The following is an 18,827-nucleotide window of genomic DNA, read 5'->3' on the forward strand; positions in this document are numbered from 1 at the left end:
GACATGCTGGAAATCTACACGACAGGAGGTGGCGACTATCTGGTTACAACCCTGAACGCTGTGGCCGCCTTCTTTAACACCAATAATGCGCGTGCGTTGGTTGCCATTGGTCTGATGGTTGGCATGGTCATCTTAGTATTCCAAGTGATGTTCAATGGCGATCTGCGGATGGCCATCAAGACTTATGTCATGATCGCACTCGTCGGCGCTCTGAGCGTGGTTGATCGGTCTGATGTCATCATCTTTGACAGCACCAAAGGGCCACTCTGGTCCCAAACCGTCAGCAATGTGCCCACATCCGTGGCCTATATTGGCTCAGCCACCTCCAGCGTCAGCAATGCACTGACCCGGCAAATTGAAACCTTGTTCTCCCCGCCTACCAACATGGCATATCAGCGGCACGGTATGCTCTTTGGCGCAACGCTCATGACCAAATCTGCGCGCTGGCGCTCGGTCACCTCGACCATCCATGAAAACTTGACCAACTTTATGGATCAATGCGTCATCGACGCTGTTGATCTGCGCTACATCGCACCAGATGTCGTCACGCGCTCTGGCAACCTGGAAACCACAATTGGGGCCAACCTCCCGGCGTCCCTTGCTTATTATGACACGATCACACGCACGACCCGGAATTGTGCAGACGGTTGGGCGGACATCGTCTCAAGCATCAACACTGAAGTGGATACGGTCATTGCTGCTCAGGCCGCGTCAGCTTTCCAGGGTCCAAATGCGCCCGCCGCGATTGCAGACATTAGAAACACCATCTCCGACTTTGCGCCTTTCGCAGGCTATGCCTCCACATCGGCCGAGCAACATATCAAGCAGGCGATGTTGATCGCGGCCTTTGATGATGCAGCCAATCGCGGGATTTCAGCGACCGGCAATGCCGCAGCACTGCAGCACCTGCAATCGGCACGCGCCGAGGTCCAAACGCGCTCCAGCTATCAGGCCGTCGGAGCCAATGCGTTGTCCTGGGTCCCTTACCTCAAGATCGTCTTTGAGAACCTTTACTATGGTGCTTTTCCAATCGCATTAGCTCTCATGATGACACCGCTCTGTCTCAGCGTCATTCGCGGCTACTTCGGCGGCTTCGTGTGGCTTGCATCCTGGGAGCCACTGTCTGCCATCCTGCATTCCCTGATGATGAATGCGACGGCCGAGCGCTTCCAGACAATCACATCTGCATCCACCTCTGGTGCCTACACAGACAGTATCATGAACTGGGCCAATCACTTTGGGGTCTACTCCGTGGGTCAGGACGTCGCCGTAATGGCGGGCTATCTGATGATGTCGATCCCCTTCGTCGCAGCCGCGATTTTCTGGGGAACTCAGCGCATGGTCGGTCTTGCGACATCGATGCTAGCTGTTTCTCAAAGTGCTGCCGCAGAAACCGGTCGTGAGATGGCAACCGGCAACCTAGCTTATGCAAATGCATCTGTCGGCAACAGGACCTTCCGCAATCTGAGCATGGACAACTATGCCCGCAACAATGCGAGCTATGACAATGTCTCAGCAAACCGAACCGTTACATCACCATTCACCGATACTGGCAGATCCTCCTCCTATGCCAGTGACGGCTCTCTGATTACCTACAACCCCAACGGCACTGTCGGCATTGATGGCGGCAGTTCGAGGGTAAACACAGCGACAAATATCGCCCTTGGAAATTCTGTCGTTGGCTCACTGCGCTCGCAGGCATCCGAGGCGATGGAACGTGGCGAGGCATTCCGAAACAGCTTTGAGCAAACCCACAACCGGCTGTCGTCGCGCACAAGCTCTTTCATGCAGTCACTTCAGCAAGGCGAATCCTTCTCAAATGGACGAGGCTTGAGCATCTCTGCTGAGGAACGCGAAACGCTATCGAATTCGATATCCGTCATTGATCAATTCGCTGAACAACACAGCGTATCAAGACAAACGGCCTTTGATGTCGGGCTTTACGCGCAGGCAGGTGTGTCAGGGCGTGCCCTCTGGGCAAACTTCTCCGCCGGCGTCAAAAGCAATCTTCAAAGACGTGGTGTCACCCAAGAGAACTTCGAAGCCATGATCACCTCGGCACAGTCCCAGAACATGGACACCGCCGTCAGTGATCTGTCTCGCGCGTCGCGTGAGTATTCATCTTCTGAAACAGGGTCACTGAATACAGTCGGGGACAAAGGGTTTCGGGATACAATTGATGATCTGTCCCGGGAAGCCAGAAGCGCAGAAGTCTATCGGCGGGCCTCTTCGAGCTACTCCGAAGCCGCCGATCGCGCGCAAACCCAGTTCGTTGACAATCGCGTTGATCTCTCTGCCCCCTTCGTTGACTGGATGATCGACCACAAAGGCATGAGCCCCACACAGGCAGCCGGTGTCCTCAACGGTCGCTCCTCACCTGAAGCTGCGGCCGCACTACGCAGCGAGTTTAGTGATCAATATGCACGTGCAGTCACTGGTCCGTCCATCGCACCCGTCTTTGGCACCGACATTCCTGCGCCCAACAACCCAGGCGCGCCAAGAACAGACCCCGGGGACGTTCATGATGCCCGCACATCAATGTGGGAAGGCTTTGCGGATCAGTCTCTGCAGAACCAAATGACGATATTGCGCGGTTCGAACAACCTGCCCTCAACGGTCGAAGGCAGCGCGAGTATTCAGGAACGCGCCGCTGAACAGGCACTGCGGAACTCCCGCGCCCAAGATCAAAGCATCTTTAACCTGACCCCGCTCGCCGACGAACCTTCGTCCGGCGCACCGACGCCCAGCGGAATGCAAGGCACAGTAGATGCCGCAGGTTTTTATCGCGCTCCCAACATCAGCTACGACCTTGGTGGCAAAGTCCGTGTTCAGGCGCCGCGAACCGAACTTGTTCAAAATATTTCTCAGAATGCCCACATCCTCGGCAACGATATCGGCGTCGTTATCACGTCAGCCGGTCAGCCGTCCTTTGGATCCAATCGTACCGGCTCTCACAGACATGACCATGGCAATGCGGTGGACTTCACCCTGACCCGAAACGGCGAACGTGTGGCCCCTTCCGAGGATCCAGCGCTCTATGCCGCCATGATCCAGCTCAGCGCTCGCCAAAACCCCGGCATCGGTCACTATGAGTGGGGACTGCATGTCGGTGGCGGCACCGAGGCATTCTGGGGCCCAGACCGCACATCGGCAAGCGCTGATAGCGGGTTTGCCGCAGCCTATCAAAGAGGCCGTGCCAATCAGTGAAAATCTCGACCGGAACCGAATGGGCTTTGATGAGAACCCCAACCCATGGCTGCGTCGCGTGTGTCGCGATCTCGTTCATCCTCGTGGAATTGCTGTTGAGCACGCGCAATCTCATCATCAGACGGTTCAGAATCGCCAGATCGTCCCCCGGTGATGAACCCCAGAACACCACACGCGAGCATTGCAACGCCAAACCCAACAGCATCTTTGCCAAGGCCCGGACCGTTCGCCAGAGCACCAATCAGATATGGGAAAACAGGGAAAACCAATGCTCCAAGCACAGCACGCTGCATGTTGAAGAAACGACGTTCCTCCGACATCTCGGACGCATCACGGCGTTATTTGGTCTGTGCTTCGAACATGCTCACAGTATAGCAGAAAATCGGCTGAGTGCATACTCGACGGCCGCATCAAAGATCTGCGCGGTCGACTCGAATCAATCCTTTGTGCAAAGAATGAGATTGATCAGCGCCCGAGCGTTTCACTCACATCGCTGGTCCTGTGGGATTTTTGAAATGTAAAGCTGTTCCGCATGATCGGCCTGCGCCGAGCAATGTTGGATTGCCAATGGAGCCAATGACGTCTGGCAATCAAGAAAGATCAGTTTATGAGCAAGGCCTCGCACAGCTGAAGTCCCTCTCGCCTGAAGGATACTCTCTCGCGCTCCATTTACGCTTCGCTTCAGCACGCATCCTGATGCAGACCTATCGTTCTGATTGGATCGAGTACTACACTGAGCGGGGGTATCTGGTCTGCGACCCAATTGTATCCTGGGGCATGTCCAAAACTGGTACAGAAAGATGGAGCACGCTCAACCACCCAGACCCGCACGACATTCTCGGTCAAGCCGCTGTGTATGGACTTCGTTTCGGTGTCGCGGTCAGCCATGGCTCATCTTCTTCACGAAGTATCGGTGGATTTGCGAGGGCGGATCGCGAATTCACAGACGATGAAATTGCAACCATCCAGAAAGTGGTGAGCGACCTTCATCAGGTCGCTACCCCGTCAACGTCTTTGACACTCGCGCAACAGATGGCTTTGCGGATGGTAGCTGCTGGCCATAGAACGTCGTCCGCAGCGGCTATGCTTGGCATTTCCGAGAGCGCCTTCAAGGCGCGGTTGAAAACTGCAAGGGAGCGGCTCTTTGCGCGGACGACTGCCGAGGCAATTCGACGGGCTCAAGAGCATGGACTGTTGTAGTTGGTGCTTGCGATCTTCAATGACAGCGATGCGGGACGAAGCCGACCTTCGCTGCGGCTGCACCGATGTCCGCTGTAGCGAACGCGAAATGGTTTGCCAGATTGCCTGTAGTAGAACATAGTAAGAACAAATTAGCGCGACGAAAGGCCAGACCATGCAAGACATTTCGCTTTATCTCCCAGGTATTCTTCTGGCCTACTCGGCCTTTCTTCTCGCCATCGCCAGTCCGGGGCCGAACATCCTTGCTGTCATAGGAACCTCGATGAGTGTGAACCGCGCCTCAGGTATGTCACTTGCCATGGGCGTTGCGACCGGATCGTTTACGTGGGCTCTGCTGACGGTGTTTGGGCTTTCGGCCGTCCTGGCGACCTACGCCTCGGCACTGCTGTTTATCAAGATTTTCGGCGGGCTCTATCTGCTTTGGCTGGCCTACAAGTCCTTCAAATCGGCAGCCTCAAGCCATGACATTGAGGCAAAGGAACTGGCCGGAGGTCGCCGCACACCGTTCGGTTATTTCCAGCGCGGTTACATCATCCAAATGACGAACCCAAAAGCGGCACTTGCTTGGATTGCGATCATCTCACTTGGTCTGCAGGAAGGCGCACCGCTTTGGGTTGGAGCCATGATCGTTCTGGGCACCTTCGCGCTCTCGATCATCATTCACCTTCTCTACGCGGTTGCATTCTCCACCCCAATTATGGTGCGCGTCTACGGCAAGGCCCGCCGTGTCATTCAAGGTGTCCTCGGCGCATTCTTCGCACTTGCTGGTTTGCGACTCCTGACGAGCAGGAGCTGACCACATGACGCACTATCCCGAGACCGCTGCGGCCAACTTGAATGATGGGTTCGTCGTGGCCATTAACATCGTCGCGAAGGAGGGTGAGGCAGATGCCGTCGCCGACATCTTGGAGCGATTGATTGAACCGACGATGGCTGAGGCGGGCGTGAAGTTCTTTATGCCTTATCGGTCTCCAACGGATCAAAACGCTTTCTTTGTGTACGAACTCTACAAGGATGCGGCTGGATGGGATGCACATAATGAGTCCGCTCATTTCCGAAGCGCCGTAGAAGAGTTGCTACCGAAGGTCGAGCGGCGGGAACGGGTCCCATTCGTCCCTTATGTCGATTGACCCGTTCTTTCAGAGCGGACATTAGCCACGGCGCAGCATTCCAGTAGTCTGGGTTCAATCCAGACACCCGACGCTTGCGGTGTGATCCAAAATTGGTGAAAACTCTTCGCAATGCATAAGCTGTTTATGATCTTCTGTGTGCTAGGCCTTTTGCTTGGTGCTGTGTGGCTGGCCTGGTTGGGGATCGAACAAGCATTTGCCGCAAAAGAAAGTAGGTCTTGGCCCAGAGTTGATGGCACGGTTGTCTCCGCCGGATTTGAGACAAGCGGTTCAGGTCAGACATACACACGCACTGCCTTCGTCCAGTACCGCTACACTGTGGACGGAACCAATTTTTCAGGTGGTCGGATCGCATTTGGTCCCGAAACGAACTTCAAAGTGGACGGCACGATAACGACATCACGGGACGAAGCTATCAAGTCACTCGCAACGCAAACCGGCGGGAGCAGCGTTGCGGTGTACTACGATCCGGCAAACCCTTCAGATGCTGTTCTCATAAGTGGCGGCGGCGGGTTCGTGTTCATTTATCTGTTCGGATCGGCGTTGATGCTTGGTGTCGCACTCATGATCTTTCTTATCCTCACCGGCCGCGTTCAACCGACATATCGCAGGTAGGCACTGGCATTCTCTCCTGACTGCATTCTGGCTCCATTCGAGGATGCATCTCGCGTACATGTCAGCGACTAATCATCCTCACTACGCCGCTTCAATTTGCAAAACCGCTCATACTCCTCCTGAGACAGATAGGCACCGACTGGCCGGCCATTACTCGAAACCTCCACAACGCCGCGCGCGATCGCTTCGTCCTTGTAACGGCCGAAGTTGCGGCCAAACGTGGCAGCGGGAACAGGGCGAGACGGCGGTGACACCAAAAATTTCCTTTCGCAGAATCTGGATTTCGCGCAATCCGCGCGCTGTTCTTAGCGCAGATGACATTGACCACTCAAGAAAAATGTTCTGTCTTTGTTCTCACACCATAAGCGAGAACGATGCGCAAACCAGAAACCATAGAACGGCTCTACTTGGACTTTGACGGATTCTTCGCCTCCGTCGAACAACAGGCACGCCCTGCCCTGCGCGGAAAACCCATTGGGATCGTTCCGTTCGAAGGTGTCAAAACAACCTGCGTGATTGCCGCATCGAGCGAGGCCAAGCAATTTGGTGTCAAGAATGTGATGAATGTCGCGGATGCCAAACGAATATGCCCTGGCCTCATTCTGGTGCCGCAAACCCCAGATCTTTACCGTCGCGCGCACAACACGCTACTCGCCGAAATCGGCGCGGTCCTTCCGATCGATGCCGTCAAATCCATTGATGAACTGACCTGTCGGCTCGACCGACACCAACGTTTGGACCCAGAACGACTGTCCGCACAAATCAAAGACCGTATCTCGCGCTATGTTGGGCCCTACATCACATGTTCGATTGGGTTTGCTCCAAACCGGCATCTGGCCAAGATTGCCGGCAAGCAAGACAAGCCAAATGGCACGACCATCTGGCATCCTAATGACCTGCCGAATGTGCTTCATCCCCTGCCCTTTGACGACATCCCTGGCATTGGATCACGGATGGAACGCCGTTTGGGCGCAAACGGTATCTTCAATATGGAAGACCTCTTGCGTCTTGAGCCCAAGCATATGCGGAAGATCTGGCGGAATGTCTCTGGCGAACGCCTTTGGTATGCGCTGCATGGCTATGACATTCAGGCCGGTAAATCCGAACGCGGCATGTTTGGCCATGGCCGCGTGCTACCTCCCGATATGCGCTCGATGGTGAATGCCTTTTCAATTGCCCGCATGCTTTTGGTCAAGGCGGCCCGCCGGATGCGTACCGCTGGCTACTACGCCAGTCGCCTGATGGTCTGGTGTCAGGGGTTCGAGCATAGCTTTGGCGACCAACAGAAGCTGCCGATCGTATCTGACGATCATGCGGTCCTCACCGCGTTGCGGACAGTCTGGTTGCGGCTTGAGCTTATCATGCCAAAGCATCTCAAGGTCGTCCGCGTCGGTGTTACTCTTGGAGACCTCAGTATTGCTGATCAGCGCCAACTGGACATGCTTTTGGATGATGATGTTGAGCGGCGGAACGAAGAACGGCTCTCCAAAGCCATCGATCACCTCAATCGCAAATACAGCAAATCACTTGTGACGCGAGGCCCCTGGATTCCTCCAAAGGGCGGGCACCTAGGCGGCAAAATTTCTTACACACGCATACCTAACTCGGAGGACTTTTGGTGATGTCATGGAAAACGGAAATTCAGCTGGTTGATTTGGACAAGTCGCAGAAGCTCGAGGCAACGTGCCAGGAATGCGGTCACTCGCGCTACCCCAATGTCCATGAGCTCGCGACACGCCAGGGCATGGCCTATGATTACCTTGATGAAGTTGAGCGCAATCTGTTCTGCGTAAACCGCGGATGCAATGGTCGCATTCGGATTGCGCTCAGTCATACGGGCGATACAGAGGGCTTTGTTGCTGGCCTTGCATGAAGGGGCGTGACGCCAATCGAGACAAGCAGCACGACAACAATGGTAACTCCACAGTTGTGCACGTCAGCCCAATGTCAATTGGTCTATCGCTTTCTGTTCGACCCAATCTCGGTCCGCCCGAGCTGTCGAGCTATGCGCATGCATACAAGTGCTGTCATCAAGGCGATCACAATACCGCCGAGCAAGGTCGCAGCAATAGCAAAAAAATAGGCCAAAGGGACGAGTGCGATGCCCATTCCCATACCGACCGCAAGTTCAAAAGGAGTGCCAGAGGCGACATAGAACGCAGTGCCCGCTAAGAAGAGCCCAACAATGACTGCGCCAAGCAATATCAAGGCTAGGGATTGCCGACGATCGTTCTGGATGGCCTGGCTTCTGGTCGCTGGCTTTGACGTTTGATCCGCCTCGCGATCGCGCAGGACACTCACCAGCCCGCGAACCAGCGTAACAGACCACAACACATTTCCTAAGGAACCGGAGATTGCGAGGTAGATGATCGCCACGAATGTGCCAAAACTGATGATGTCGGGGTTCAGATTGGTCCAGTTCATTTTTGACTCTCCGTTGTGCTACTTTGTACCTGTTTGGCTTGGGTCAATTCATCCTCAGAGTTCTGTTTGTGCTCGCGCCGCGACACGATAGCAGACGAGGGCCAAAGAGGCCTCCCGGACACCTCTCTGATAACATCAACGCCGAGAAGTGGCAGTACCGGCGTCTGCTCCAGCCGCGTAATCCCGTAGAGAACGCCCGCCAGATACTTTGACGGAATTGGTTCAACCCTGCCATCGGTGAAGACAATCTCGAAGTATTCACGCGCCACCTTCTCATTTCTCCATATCGGTTTCGACCCGACGCTTGCGCAAGACCACGCCCTTATCGGAAATCGCAGCCATTGCATCGTCTGTCAGGCGGGTCATGCTCAAACCGTCCCGGCTCATGCCCGAACGTGCCAACGGTGTCAGTTTCACCACTGTTCCGTCGGGATCAATGATGGTCTGCGCGCAGCCATCATCCCATGTCAAACCTCCGAACATGTTGATAGAAACCCGCACATCTCCAAGTCCAATTTCCAGACTCGCCTCCCGCAAGACCACACCCTTCCATCCGATTGAGTTTTCACGTGTGACCACGATTTCTTCGCGGCGCAGTTTGATCTGCAAGGGATCACCATCCTCATCTGATGGTCGTACTTCAACGAACGTCTCCTGGACGGCAGGATCTTCATGGATACGCCCAACTCCCTTGCGCGGAGCCCAGGGCTTCGCCTGCGCGCGTTGTTTGCCGCGTGGGTCTTTATGGAAGGCAATCAGGAGCTGCGCCTCGGCCCAGCCGTCAGTCGTCTTTTGGGACAACGGTTTCTGCATAGCGGCGCTCCATGACATTGCGCAGTTCCTCTGCATCGTTGAATGCTGTTTCCGGATCACGCTCGAGCATGTCCTGAACGGCCGCCTTCAGCCAATCGGAATAGACCGGATCATCAAGAATGTCGTCCGGGGTTGGCGCAAGATCAACGTTAATCACATTCATGGGCAGCCCTTCTCGATCATCGCGCGTTGCAACTCGACAGACCGCCCAGCCAAAGCCAAAACATCTGTCACGTTTTGCATAGACGCATTGCCGCGCTCTGCCGCACGCACAGCTTCCACACCCTGAATGGTTGCCGACGCGGTCCGCAACCCGCTGACACCACCTTGCGCGCCAACACCGAGAACGGCACCCAGCCCAATCCCGACAACCGCATCGGTCACCGCCGCTTGCCGCGCTTGGGCCTGCGATTGACGCTCGAGTTCCGACAAACGGACACCGATCCGGTTGTTGCGCGTTGTCAGCGCAGAGCAACTGAGCGCCAGCGTGGTCGCATCAACTGCTGCGCGCGGCCCGGTTGTTTGCTGCGGTCCTAGTGCCGGAACGCTGCAGGCTGAAACCGCCAGGAAGGCAGCCATCAGAACAAGCCTATTGGTCATTGGGTTTCTCCTCGTCGTTGATGATTTGCCGGAGCTCTGCGAGCTCCATGAGCCCCTCATGCAGCTTGGTGGGGGACACAAAGGCAGGTGTTCCCGATATGCCAAGGCTGCGCGCCAGAGCGAGGTTCCGGTTGATCTCCTCAGCCACATCAGGGGCCAGAGACGCGCGATCAATCGCAGCCCTGTCGTGACCAAGCTCTTCCGCAAGCCGCAACGCCAAGGCCCGACTGCCAACCCTACCCGCCCGTTCAAAGACCGCAAAATGGAATGCCCGATAAGCGTCCTCTCCGGCGGTGTTGCGAACGCCCAGTGCGACTTTTGCCAAATCAGTTGAGGCCTCTCCCAAGATTGGCAGCTCGACAATCCTGATCGCGCGCTGTTCCACCTCTGAGAGAGTGGCGACGTCCGCTGCGCCTCTCGCACAATACCCACAACGGTAGTCGACGAACTCAACGATACGGATCGCCTCGTCTGCAAACAACAGGTCAGATTTGGCGGCAATTCGCGTCACTTGCTCTTGCGCGGCGAGTGCCAACCGCTCTTCCTCGAGCCGCTCCATGGCGATCAAGATGATCCCAGGATTCTCAAGAATCACCGCGAGCACCCGATCTTCAAATGATCGCTCTTCCGCCTGTGCGGTCGTCGCCACAACGAAGAAAACAAGCCATAAACGTCGCATTTCAGCCCCCATAAATTGCCATCTTTACTTATTGGCACATATTGACAGTATAAGAAAGACTCATATTTCAGAACGTTTTCGGGGGGCGAAAATGTCACGATCTATCAATTCCGCGTCAACACTCATCCGTGGAGGTCAAACCACGCACCATTGGTGGCGCATGGGAGCACAGGTGGTGAAGTTCTCGCTGGTCGTGGCGGCGGTCCTCTATATCGCAACGTTCCTCTATCTGGTGCTTTCGTCCTACAACGCCGCCGAGATGCGTATCGCGATCTACTATGAGATGGCCGAGCGCGGCGTGCTCGACAACAACGGGTTTAACCGCCCCTATACGTTCCAGGATCTGAACGGACAGCTTGTGACCGTCGATGCGGTCGATCTCTATCGCAATACAACCTATCGCAGTGTGCGCGACGGCTTCTTTGAGCGGATCTTCTCGGCATCCCGGCTCTCGGTCATCCCAGCAATTATCGGCGGGATCGTGTCGCTGTTTGTCTTTTTCCGGGCTGGCAGCCGGATCAAGGAGAACGAATTTGTCCGCGGCGCGCGCCTCGTCACGGCCCGTCAGCTCAAGCAGTGGAGTGAGTTGCGCTGGCGGACCTACCACAAGACGCACAAGGGTCGGAAGAAAGCCAAGCCGCTCACCATTGGCGGCATACCCTTCCCGCCCAATGCGGTGGAAGCCCAGACCTGCCTTTATGGCACCGTCGGGGTTGGCAAGACCAATGCGATGGCAGAAATGCTGGAGACCATCCGCGAAAATGGCGGCCGCGCGATCATCTACGACCGGACAGGGTCCTTCGTCTCGCGCTTTTATGACGAGACCCGCGACCATATCTTCAACCCGTTCGATAACAGGTCCCGCTCCTGGAACCTCTTTGACGACGTTCTGGACGAAGCCTCGTTCACGCAGATGGCCGAAGTGATGATCCCGGAGCATCGCGGGGCTGCCAGCGATCCCTTCTGGTCGCAATCCGCACGGATCGTGTTCGACTATGCCGCCAGCGAGCTTTACAAGAAAGGTCCCCGCACCACCAAAGCGTTGATTGACTATGTGATGCGCATGGATGCCTCTGAGCTGTCCAAACTCATTGGCGCGACACCCGGCAAACACTTCTTCAACGAGGAGATTGAAAAGACCGCGCAATCCATCCGCGCCAATCTGATTTCAGACCTGCGCTTTCTGGAGTTCTTGCGCGACGACGGAGAACGCATTTCCATTCGGGAATGGGTTGCCGACGATAAACCCTCATTTCTCTTCCTGACCGCGGATGCCGAACACGCGGCGGCGACGCGCAATCTCATCTCGGCCATTCTTGAGATCGCCGCAAATGCGCTCATGTCGCTTGGACGCGCGCCGGAGCCGCGCTGCTACTTCTTCATGGATGAAGTACCATCCCTGAACCGTCTGCCCTGCCTCGTCTCCTCTCTGGCCGAGATCCGGCAATATGGCGGCGCGTTTGTGCTGGGCTATCAGGTCTACAGCCAGCTTGAGGATATCTATGGCCGCGAAGCCGCACAGAGTATCGCGGGCACGACTAACAACCGCATCGTTTTCAACACGCCGGATTTTCGTACCGCAAAGCTTTGCTCAGAAACTCTAGGCAATATGGATCAATGGGAGGCAAACTCGAACATCTCCGTTGGCGCCCATGCCGCCCGCGACGGCGTCGGCTTTACCTCGCAACGCGTTGAGCGCTCAGTTGTCTCTCCGGCCGAGATCCAAAACCTGCCGCAGTTCCAAGCCTATCTCAAGTTCGCCTACGATTCACCGACAGCGCCGATCACTATGAAACTGGTCGATATCGAGGAAACCCAGCCCTCGTTTCTTCCCTATATGGGGACCGCGTTTGGTCAGCAGGACTTTCCGATTCAGGACCGCGTCCGCGAAGCTCGCGCACAAGAGAACGGCGATATCGTCACACGCTTTCACGAGTGGTGCCGCGTGCATTTTGACTGCACGGATATCGACTTTGAGGATACAGCAGGCCCCCATCCCCGCTTTGCGGTTTACTTTGCCCATTTCGAAGAGGCCACAGATGCAGGTGTTCCCCCGTCTCATATCAAGCCGCTCGTGCTCGGCACAGAAGGGTTGATGCGCAACACTGGCCAACCGCCCAAGCCGAAGGCCAAGCCTGATACAACCAAGGCCAAATCCGTTGAGCCAGAGCAACACGATATTCCGACACCCGGTCCAATGCGAGGGATATCCCCGCATGACGATGGTCTGCCTGATCCTGACCCCCGGGACCTCTCGCCACCACCACCGAACGATCAGGAAGAGCCCCTGCCCGCCCAGGCGCAACTTCCGTTCCCGGACAGCTGGGTTCCGTCCTGCCACTGGCGGCCATGATCCATGCTCTCGATTGGCACACTCAGCGCGGGACAGGCGGCAAGCGGATACTATCAATCCGAGGGCTACTACATTGCAGGATCCCCTGAGGCAGAACAGTCCGCCATTTATCACGGCAAAGCCGCAGAAGAGGCCCAACTGACCGGGCAGATCGATGACGCCCGTTTTGCTGATCTTCTGGATGGCCAAACACCCGATGGACGCACATTGGGACGGTATCGCAACGGCGAACGCCAACACCGCGCGGGCCTCGACCTGACCTTCTCAGCCCCCAAAGGCGTCTCAATCGCAGCCCTGATCGGTGGCGACACAAGGATCATCGCGGCCCACACGGCTGCCGTGAAGGAGGCGCTTGATTACGCAGAAGCCAACCTCATTCAAACCCGCCGCATGGTGAGTGGGGAACTGATCCGCGAGACCGGCGGCAAGACTATCGCCGGCATTTTCCAGCACGACACGTCACGCGCGCTCGACCCGCAACTCCATTCCCATGCCGTCATCACCAACATCGTGAAAGACAGCACCGGGACCTATCGCTCGATGGCCAATGACCGGTTCTTTCAAAACGGTCGAATCGATGGTCGTGTATCGACAACAATCTTTTTGGGTCAGCTTTATCGCAACGCCTTTGCCGAAAAACTCGAAGCCTTGGGATATCAAAACTATTCCCGCGAAAACGGCCTCTTTGACATCAAGGGCATCCCTCAAAACCTTATCGATGAGTTCTCCAAACGGCGCAAAGAGATCGAAGCCTCGCTCAAAGAACGCGGCATGGAGAGCAACTCCTACAACAGCCAATTGGCGGCCCTTGCGACCCGCGCCAGCAAGAAACCAGTTGAACGGGGTGAGTTGCGCGCGGCCTGGGAGGCCGAGGTCAAAGCCCTCGGGATCGACATGGATCAGGTTTTGCGTGACGCGCAAACCCCGCGCTCGCCGGACCGCATTCCTGACCCTGATCAACTTGCTGCCCGCGCAGTCAATTATGCTGTCAGTCACTTTGCTGAACGCAATGCAATCTATGCCCGCGCCGCCGTGGTCGACAAGGCGATGAAATATGCACCGAACGTGACCGCCCGCGCGATTGATGCGGAACTCGCCCACCAGGTCAAAGACGGATATCTCTTCACACTTGAGCGGCCCGAAGGTCAGTTCCTGACCGATCTGCAAAACGTCCGGACCGAGCGCGAGAACATCTATTTGATGACCTCGCTCAAGGACCGCGAAGTTCTGGACATGCGGACCATGTACAACCGCGCGACCGGTCGAACATCAGACTCGGCAGTTCAAAAGAAGCTTGCTGACACGTCCCTGACCGCGGGCCAGAAAGAGGCCGTCGCTTTGGCCCTGTCGTCGCGTTCTGGTGTGGTCGGTGTGCAAGGCTATGCCGGCACCGGCAAAACCTATGCGCTGGCCACAGCCGTCCGGATGGCAGAGGCGCGCGGCTACAGCATTGACGGACTCGCGCCTTCCCACAAAGCCGTCAGCGCCCTAGGCGAAGCCGTTCCCGAGGTCCGGACTGTTCAGAGCGCCTTGGTCCGCTATGAGAACGGTGCCAATCTTGGCGACAAATCCAACACGATCCTCGTCGTGGATGAAGCCTCGATGCTGTCCTCTGAAGCCATGCAGCGGGTCCTGATGATGGCCGAAGGGGCTGGCTATGCCCGCACCGTTCTGGTCGGAGACATCAAACAGCTTGAGGCCGTTGATGCGGGCTCCGCCTTCCGCTCGCTGCAAGAGGCTGGCATGCCCACAGCGCTGATGTCCGACATCCAGAGACAGCGCACAGAGGCAGGCAAAGAGACCGTTCTGGCCGCCATTTCCGGCGACATTACACGCGCCATGGAAGGGGTCTCGGAGATCACTGAAGTGGGTGGTGACAACGCCGCTGAGAAACGCGCCGCCATCGCCTCCGAGCTTGCCAAGACATACCTGTCGCTCCCGACTGACCAGCGCGAGGCAACCGGTCTGATTGTTCTGACCAACGCCCTGCGCCATGAGGTCAACGCCACCATTCAAAACAGCCTCTGGTTGTCTGGTGCAATTGGTGGCGAGCGGGTGGAGCTTGCAACGCTGGCGCCCAAGTATTTCACCCAGGCCGAAGCCTCCGAGATTGGCAGCTACAAGATGGGGGACATTGTGGTCTCACCGGTCGCGGCCAAAGAGTCCGGTCTGACCTCAAACGCCCTCTATGAGGTGACCGGCATAGACCGCATGGATCGCAAGCTGACGCTCACCGCGCCGGACGGCGAAGCGGTCACGCTCGATCTCCATTGGAAGAGCCGCGTGGCCCAGAAGTTGATCGTCTTTGGCGCTGAGACACAAGAGTTCCTGCAGGGTGATCTGGTGAAGTTCAAGATCACGGATCGCGAGAACGGGATCGTTAATTCCGCCGAAGGCACGCTGATCAAAGTCGGCTCTGAGACATTCACGGTAAAGACCGCCCAGGGCGAGAGGCTGACCATTCCCAATGACAGCCTGGCCGCCAAAGGCATGCAACTGGCTTATGCGACCACAGCCCATGACTTCCAGGGCAGCACCGTCGATCAGGTCCTTCTGGGCATGTCCTCAACCGAACAACTGACCGATCAGAAATCCTTCTATGTGGCCCTCTCCAGGATGCGGGATGCGACCCATCTTGTCACCGATGACGCCGGCAAACTCACCGATCGCATCGCGCGGAATACCGGCGAACGGGTCAACGCGCTGGAGGCATTGGCGGAGGAAAAGGACCGACAAAAGACCCCCGATGAAGCTCGGACAGATGCTGCGGTTAAGGCCGCCAAAGAGGTCTTCCGCACGCTCTCAGAAAAGGAAAAATCCTGGGTCCAAAACGACCCTTCACGCGACGCAAATCGCGACGACCAAACCGGCGCAAAAGAAGCCGGCAAGAACGCCCGGGAAGAGGACCGACAGCTGTCCCTTCTCGATGAGGCAAAGGCACAGATCGAGCGGGACCAAAAGACACGGGACGAACGCAGCCGATAGGAGGTTTAGACCATGCCAGACGATGCCCGCCAGAACTACCGTCTCCGACTGGGACCGGTGGTCAGTAATCTCCTCGATACACTCGCTGAGCCGACCCCCGTTGCGCTCGACGCCGAGGTCAAGAAGCTCCTCGCCGGCCGTGAACAGCTGACGGTCTTGGAACAGAAAGGCGCAGAGGACACCGCCCGCTTGCGCCGCTTTATGCAGCAGCACGCGGAGATGGCTGAGGCGCTGTCAGCAACCTCTGACTCTGTCTCCAAGCTCACCGACATGATGGATCACCGTACCCGCGAGATGGTTACAATCTTTCTGCATGTAAGCTCGCTCGTCGGCTCCAGGTACGCCGAGGGCGAGGAGCTCGCGCATATCCATCGTCGCTTCAAAGAACTCAATTCTGACCTTGAGACCCAGATTGATCGGCTCCTCTCCCAGGTCCGCGAACAAAAGCAAACACGAGAAACCAAGGTCGCTCAGGTCACGGCCCGCGCCGAGGAAGAGCGTCTGACACTGCCGGAGCGTAACGCCGAGACGGGCATCCCCGAAATTCCTCAGCAACGCAGAGGAGGCGTGGAAAGATGACGGACAAAAAAAGCTTCACAGACGGCCAAATGCCGGGCCATATGAGGCCCAGAGGTGGGCCAATGCGGGCCATGGCCGGGCCACAGCTGGGCCAGATCCTGCACAAGCCTTTGATTTTGCATGAAAAGGTTAGACCCGGACAGCGAGATGACCCGCATAACCGATCTAACTCCCTGATTTCTCTGCGAAATACCGCCCTGCAACCTTGGTTGCGTATGGTGTGTCTTTTTCCATCGCCCGCCAGGGCGAAACAACCTGTCGTGCGTCGCTTCGCCAGAAGGGCACGCTCCGCTGCTTCATTCCTGCGGATGGGGATTTGGGGGAGCATTGCCGCAGCGATGCTTGCCCTGCCCGCCTCCGCACAAGAGTGGCAAAGTGTCAGCGCAACGGCTGGCTGGTCCAATGCGGATCGCTTCACAGCGGAGGTGCCGCAATCGGGACCGGCGGTGCCGCGTGGCGACTTCGCAACGTTCCTCGGCACATTGCGCGGGGGCGAGTTGGATCAGCTCATGGCTTTCATCGGCCGCGCGGAGTCTCCGCGTCTTGGCTATGACAGTGTCCAACACCGTGCCCGCATTCGTCCCCCCCACAAGCCAACGGATATGACGCTGGGGCAGATCTTCACATGGATCAAAGAGACCCCGGGCCAGCACCATGCGATCGGTCGCTATCAGGTCATTCCGGACACGCTGGCCTATGTCTCGCGCGAACTCGGGTTTGAAGCAACCACGCGATATGACCGACGCACGCAAGACCTGATTGGCACCTTTCTGATCCGCGAGGCGGGCTATCAGGATTTCCGTGCAGGGCGTCTCTCAAGAGGTCGCTTCATGGACAATCTCGCGAAGATTTGGGCCGGGCTTCCGACCGCAAATGGCCGCTCGCACTACCATGGTTTTGCAGGCAATCGCGCGACCGTCACACGGGCGGAATTCGAGCAGGTCATGGGGGTGATTTTCCCGCTGCGGAGGGCGTCCAATGATTGATGTCATCGCAATCATATTTGGGCTGCTTTTGACCTTCCTCTGCGTGGTCCTGATCCACGAGCTGGGCCACTATCTCGCGGCGCGTTTGGTCGGGGTTCAGCTGGAGACCTTCTCAGTGGGATTTGGCCGCCCGCTTTGGTCGCGCGTCTCACCGACCGGCGTGCGCTGGCAGATCGCGGCGGTGCCAGTCGGCGGCTATGTCCGATTTGTGGGGGATGAGAATGCGGCCTCACTCTCGTCGATGCCTGAGGGCCCTGTCGTGCCCGGTTCCCTCAGGGCAGCGAGCAAGACCCGACAAGCTATCGTCGTGCTGGCGGGTCCTCTGGCAAACCTGATCCTGACCTTCGCACTCCTCTCGGTAGTGCCTCTCATCAGTGGTCAGACGGCCTGGCCCTGGGTGGTCGATGACCTCGCGATCTCAGAAGATGTCGCGGCATTGCGTCCCGGTGATCAGATCATCGCCGTGAATGGCACCGCCATCACCGAAGATATGTACCCTACCGACCTGGCGGCGCTGGTTGATGGCAGAGAGACCACGACCTATGCCCTGCGCCGAGATGGGATCGAGATGGCGATCACAGGTCCGCGTCCCGACGTGGCCGTGCTCGCCTATGTGGCCCCTGGCACCCCTGCTGAGACTGCTGGTCTGCAAGCGGGGGATCGGCTCCTCAGCATTGATGGTGTCCCCCTGCCACATTGGGCGGCGCTGCAGAACACTGTCGCCGCCTCGGAAGGCCGCACCTTGCAGATTGACGCTGACCGCGATGGCCAGTTTATTGCGGCGACGCTCAATCCTGAGTTGACGGGCGACCGCTGGTTGATTGGGGTCTCTGGCGCGCCGCTCTTCACACTGGTGCGGGAAACGCCTTCGCTTGGTGCGGCCCTTTCATCGGGTGCGGCACAGACCTCCGACCTGCTCACCGGCATGGTGGTGGGACTGTCGGCCAGCGCTGTTGGCCGGGGTGATCCTTGCGCGCTCGATGGCCCTGTGGCCATCGGGGCCGCAGCTGGTCAAGCCATCCAATTAGGGCCGGTGGTGTTCCTCACTTTCATGGCCGTGATCTCGCTGGGCCTTGGTCTCTTGAACCTGTTGCCGATCCCGATCCTTGATGGCGGTCATCTCCTGACGCTCGGCGTTGAAGCCGTGACGGGTCGTCCCATGGGCAAGCGTGTTCAGGCGGTGCTCTTCATTGGCGGCGTGACCCTGCTCGTCTTCCTGATGCTGACGGCCACGATCAACGATCTAAGGTGCTGAG

General features: G+C 57.3%; 20 protein-coding genes. 12 read left to right on the forward strand and 8 right to left on the reverse strand.

The genetic code is table 11. The features are described 5' to 3' along the window. The first annotated feature begins 3 nt into the window (after positions 1-3). A complete protein-coding gene (locus AABB31_RS00180; protein WP_342075145.1) occupies positions 4-3,207 on the forward strand; it encodes a conjugal transfer protein TraG N-terminal domain-containing protein in 3,204 nt (1,067 codons plus the stop codon). On the opposite strand, the gene AABB31_RS00185 is transcribed toward AABB31_RS00180, so the two are convergent. After that, positions 3,201-3,527 (reverse strand): hypothetical protein, encoded by a 327-nt coding sequence (locus tag AABB31_RS00185; protein WP_342075144.1) that lies wholly within the window; start codon positions 3,525-3,527, stop codon positions 3,201-3,203. The genes AABB31_RS00180 and AABB31_RS00185 overlap by 7 nt on opposite strands. A 256-nt stretch (positions 3,528-3,783) precedes the next feature. On the opposite strand from AABB31_RS00185, the gene AABB31_RS00190 reads away from it, so the two are divergent. The 4 genes from AABB31_RS00190 to AABB31_RS00205 all read left to right on the forward strand — a co-directional run bounded on the left by AABB31_RS00190 (position 3,784) and on the right by AABB31_RS00205 (position 6,152). Then, entirely contained in the window at positions 3,784-4,407 is a 624-nt protein-coding gene (locus tag AABB31_RS00190) for an autoinducer binding domain-containing protein (RefSeq protein WP_342075143.1), read from the forward strand. A 154-nt stretch (positions 4,408-4,561) separates the two neighbouring features. Next, positions 4,562-5,203, forward strand: coding sequence for a LysE family transporter (locus AABB31_RS00195; RefSeq protein ID WP_342075142.1), 642 nt, complete (start codon positions 4,562-4,564; stop codon positions 5,201-5,203). A 4-nt stretch (positions 5,204-5,207) separates the two neighbouring features. After that, positions 5,208-5,537, forward strand: coding sequence for a putative quinol monooxygenase (locus tag AABB31_RS00200; protein WP_342075141.1), 330 nt, complete (start codon positions 5,208-5,210; stop codon positions 5,535-5,537). 111 nt (positions 5,538-5,648) lie between these two features. Beyond that, positions 5,649-6,152, forward strand: coding sequence for a DUF3592 domain-containing protein (locus AABB31_RS00205; protein WP_342075140.1), 504 nt, complete (start codon positions 5,649-5,651; stop codon positions 6,150-6,152). A gap of 68 nt (positions 6,153-6,220) precedes the next feature. Here AABB31_RS00205 and AABB31_RS00210 read toward each other — a convergent pair whose 3' ends face one another. Then, entirely contained in the window at positions 6,221-6,406 is a 186-nt protein-coding gene (locus AABB31_RS00210) for a type II toxin-antitoxin system prevent-host-death family antitoxin (RefSeq protein ID WP_373634742.1), read from the reverse strand. A gap of 120 nt (positions 6,407-6,526) precedes the next feature. On the opposite strand from AABB31_RS00210, the gene AABB31_RS00215 reads away from it, so the two are divergent. Together AABB31_RS00215 and AABB31_RS00220 are read left to right on the forward strand one after the other, a co-directional pair. Continuing rightward, positions 6,527-7,774: a hypothetical protein gene (locus AABB31_RS00215; RefSeq protein ID WP_342075139.1), complete on the forward strand. Its 1,248-nt coding sequence runs from the start codon at positions 6,527-6,529 to the stop codon at positions 7,772-7,774. Further along, positions 7,774-8,025, forward strand: a complete 252-nt coding sequence (locus AABB31_RS00220) for a hypothetical protein (RefSeq protein WP_342075138.1) — start codon at positions 7,774-7,776, stop codon at positions 8,023-8,025. Before AABB31_RS00215 ends, AABB31_RS00220 begins: the two co-directional genes overlap by 1 nt. Positions 8,026-8,108: 83 nt before the next feature. On the opposite strand, the gene AABB31_RS00225 is transcribed toward AABB31_RS00220, so the two are convergent. Genes AABB31_RS00225 through AABB31_RS00250 form a run of 6 tightly spaced genes read right to left on the reverse strand, consistent with a single transcriptional unit; the run spans position 8,109 to position 10,548 of the window. After that, entirely contained in the window at positions 8,109-8,576 is a 468-nt protein-coding gene (locus AABB31_RS00225; protein ID WP_342075137.1) for a hypothetical protein, read from the reverse strand. After that, a complete protein-coding gene (locus AABB31_RS00230; protein WP_373634743.1) occupies positions 8,573-8,845 on the reverse strand; it encodes a hypothetical protein in 273 nt (90 codons plus the stop codon). Before AABB31_RS00230 ends, AABB31_RS00225 begins: the two co-directional genes overlap by 4 nt. Positions 8,846-8,849: 4 nt before the next feature. Next, positions 8,850-9,389: a hypothetical protein gene (locus AABB31_RS00235; protein WP_342075136.1), complete on the reverse strand. Its 540-nt coding sequence runs from the start codon at positions 9,387-9,389 to the stop codon at positions 8,850-8,852. Then, positions 9,358-9,552 carry a hypothetical protein gene (locus AABB31_RS00240; protein ID WP_342075135.1) on the reverse strand — a complete coding sequence of 65 codons (195 nt, stop codon included), beginning with the start codon at positions 9,550-9,552 and terminating at the stop codon, positions 9,358-9,360. The genes AABB31_RS00235 and AABB31_RS00240 overlap by 32 nt, the downstream gene beginning before the upstream one ends. Further along, positions 9,549-9,989: a hypothetical protein gene (locus tag AABB31_RS00245; protein WP_342075134.1), complete on the reverse strand. Its 441-nt coding sequence runs from the start codon at positions 9,987-9,989 to the stop codon at positions 9,549-9,551. Before AABB31_RS00245 ends, AABB31_RS00240 begins: the two co-directional genes overlap by 4 nt. Continuing rightward, on the reverse strand, positions 9,979-10,548 hold the full coding sequence (locus AABB31_RS00250; RefSeq protein WP_373634744.1) for a DsbA family protein: 570 nt from the start codon (positions 10,546-10,548) through the stop codon (positions 9,979-9,981). The genes AABB31_RS00245 and AABB31_RS00250 overlap by 11 nt, the downstream gene beginning before the upstream one ends. On the opposite strand from AABB31_RS00250, the gene AABB31_RS00255 reads away from it, so the two are divergent. From AABB31_RS00255 to rseP, 5 genes are all read left to right on the forward strand, one after another. Further along, positions 10,547-13,021: a type IV secretion system DNA-binding domain-containing protein gene (locus AABB31_RS00255; RefSeq protein WP_373634745.1), complete on the forward strand. Its 2,475-nt coding sequence runs from the start codon at positions 10,547-10,549 to the stop codon at positions 13,019-13,021. The two genes, AABB31_RS00250 and AABB31_RS00255, sit on opposite strands and share 2 nt — an antisense overlap. Before the next feature lie 3 nt (positions 13,022-13,024). Then, positions 13,025-16,006: a MobF family relaxase gene (gene mobF / locus AABB31_RS00260; protein ID WP_373634746.1), complete on the forward strand. Its 2,982-nt coding sequence runs from the start codon at positions 13,025-13,027 to the stop codon at positions 16,004-16,006. Positions 16,007-16,018: 12 nt separating this feature from the next. Continuing rightward, positions 16,019-16,585 (forward strand): hypothetical protein, encoded by a 567-nt coding sequence (locus AABB31_RS00265; RefSeq protein WP_342075130.1) that lies wholly within the window; start codon positions 16,019-16,021, stop codon positions 16,583-16,585. 62 nt (positions 16,586-16,647) lie between these two features. Then, a complete protein-coding gene (locus tag AABB31_RS00270; protein WP_342075129.1) occupies positions 16,648-17,571 on the forward strand; it encodes a hypothetical protein in 924 nt (307 codons plus the stop codon). After that, positions 17,564-18,826, forward strand: coding sequence for an RIP metalloprotease RseP (gene rseP, locus AABB31_RS00275; protein WP_342075128.1), 1,263 nt, complete (start codon positions 17,564-17,566; stop codon positions 18,824-18,826). The genes AABB31_RS00270 and rseP overlap by 8 nt, the downstream gene beginning before the upstream one ends. The last annotated feature ends 1 nt before the right edge of the window (position 18,827 follow it).

Origin of the sequence: Yoonia sp. SS1-5 (assembly GCF_038443705.2) — a bacterium.
Classification (GTDB): domain Bacteria; phylum Pseudomonadota; class Alphaproteobacteria; order Rhodobacterales; family Rhodobacteraceae; genus Yoonia; species Yoonia rhodophyticola.

Coding starts and splice junctions, on each gene's coding strand:
- AABB31_RS00185 (WP_342075144.1), bottom strand. CDS start 3,527: ATGTCGGAGGAACGTCGTTTCTTCAACATGCAGCGTGCTGTGCTTGGA.
- AABB31_RS00180 (WP_342075145.1), top strand. CDS start 4: ATGCTGGAAATCTACACGACAGGAGGTGGCGACTATCTGGTTACAACC.
- AABB31_RS00270 (WP_342075129.1), top strand. CDS start 16,648: ATGCGGGCCATGGCCGGGCCACAGCTGGGCCAGATCCTGCACAAGCCT.
- AABB31_RS00205 (WP_342075140.1), top strand. CDS start 5,649: ATGCATAAGCTGTTTATGATCTTCTGTGTGCTAGGCCTTTTGCTTGGT.
- AABB31_RS00255 (WP_373634745.1), top strand. CDS start 10,547: ATGGCGATCAAGATGATCCCAGGATTCTCAAGAATCACCGCGAGCACC.
- AABB31_RS00225 (WP_342075137.1), bottom strand. CDS start 8,576: ATGAACTGGACCAATCTGAACCCCGACATCATCAGTTTTGGCACATTC.
- AABB31_RS00235 (WP_342075136.1), bottom strand. CDS start 9,389: ATGCAGAAACCGTTGTCCCAAAAGACGACTGACGGCTGGGCCGAGGCG.
- AABB31_RS00265 (WP_342075130.1), top strand. CDS start 16,019: ATGCCAGACGATGCCCGCCAGAACTACCGTCTCCGACTGGGACCGGTG.
- AABB31_RS00200 (WP_342075141.1), top strand. CDS start 5,208: ATGACGCACTATCCCGAGACCGCTGCGGCCAACTTGAATGATGGGTTC.
- AABB31_RS00195 (WP_342075142.1), top strand. CDS start 4,562: ATGCAAGACATTTCGCTTTATCTCCCAGGTATTCTTCTGGCCTACTCG.
- AABB31_RS00250 (WP_373634744.1), bottom strand. CDS start 10,548: ATGGAGCGGCTCGAGGAAGAGCGGTTGGCACTCGCCGCGCAAGAGCAA.
- AABB31_RS00220 (WP_342075138.1), top strand. CDS start 7,774: ATGTCATGGAAAACGGAAATTCAGCTGGTTGATTTGGACAAGTCGCAG.
- AABB31_RS00215 (WP_342075139.1), top strand. CDS start 6,527: ATGCGCAAACCAGAAACCATAGAACGGCTCTACTTGGACTTTGACGGA.
- AABB31_RS00190 (WP_342075143.1), top strand. CDS start 3,784: ATGACGTCTGGCAATCAAGAAAGATCAGTTTATGAGCAAGGCCTCGCA.
- rseP (WP_342075128.1), top strand. CDS start 17,564: ATGATTGATGTCATCGCAATCATATTTGGGCTGCTTTTGACCTTCCTC.
- AABB31_RS00245 (WP_342075134.1), bottom strand. CDS start 9,989: ATGACCAATAGGCTTGTTCTGATGGCTGCCTTCCTGGCGGTTTCAGCC.
- AABB31_RS00240 (WP_342075135.1), bottom strand. CDS start 9,552: ATGAATGTGATTAACGTTGATCTTGCGCCAACCCCGGACGACATTCTT.
- mobF (WP_373634746.1), top strand. CDS start 13,025: ATGCTCTCGATTGGCACACTCAGCGCGGGACAGGCGGCAAGCGGATAC.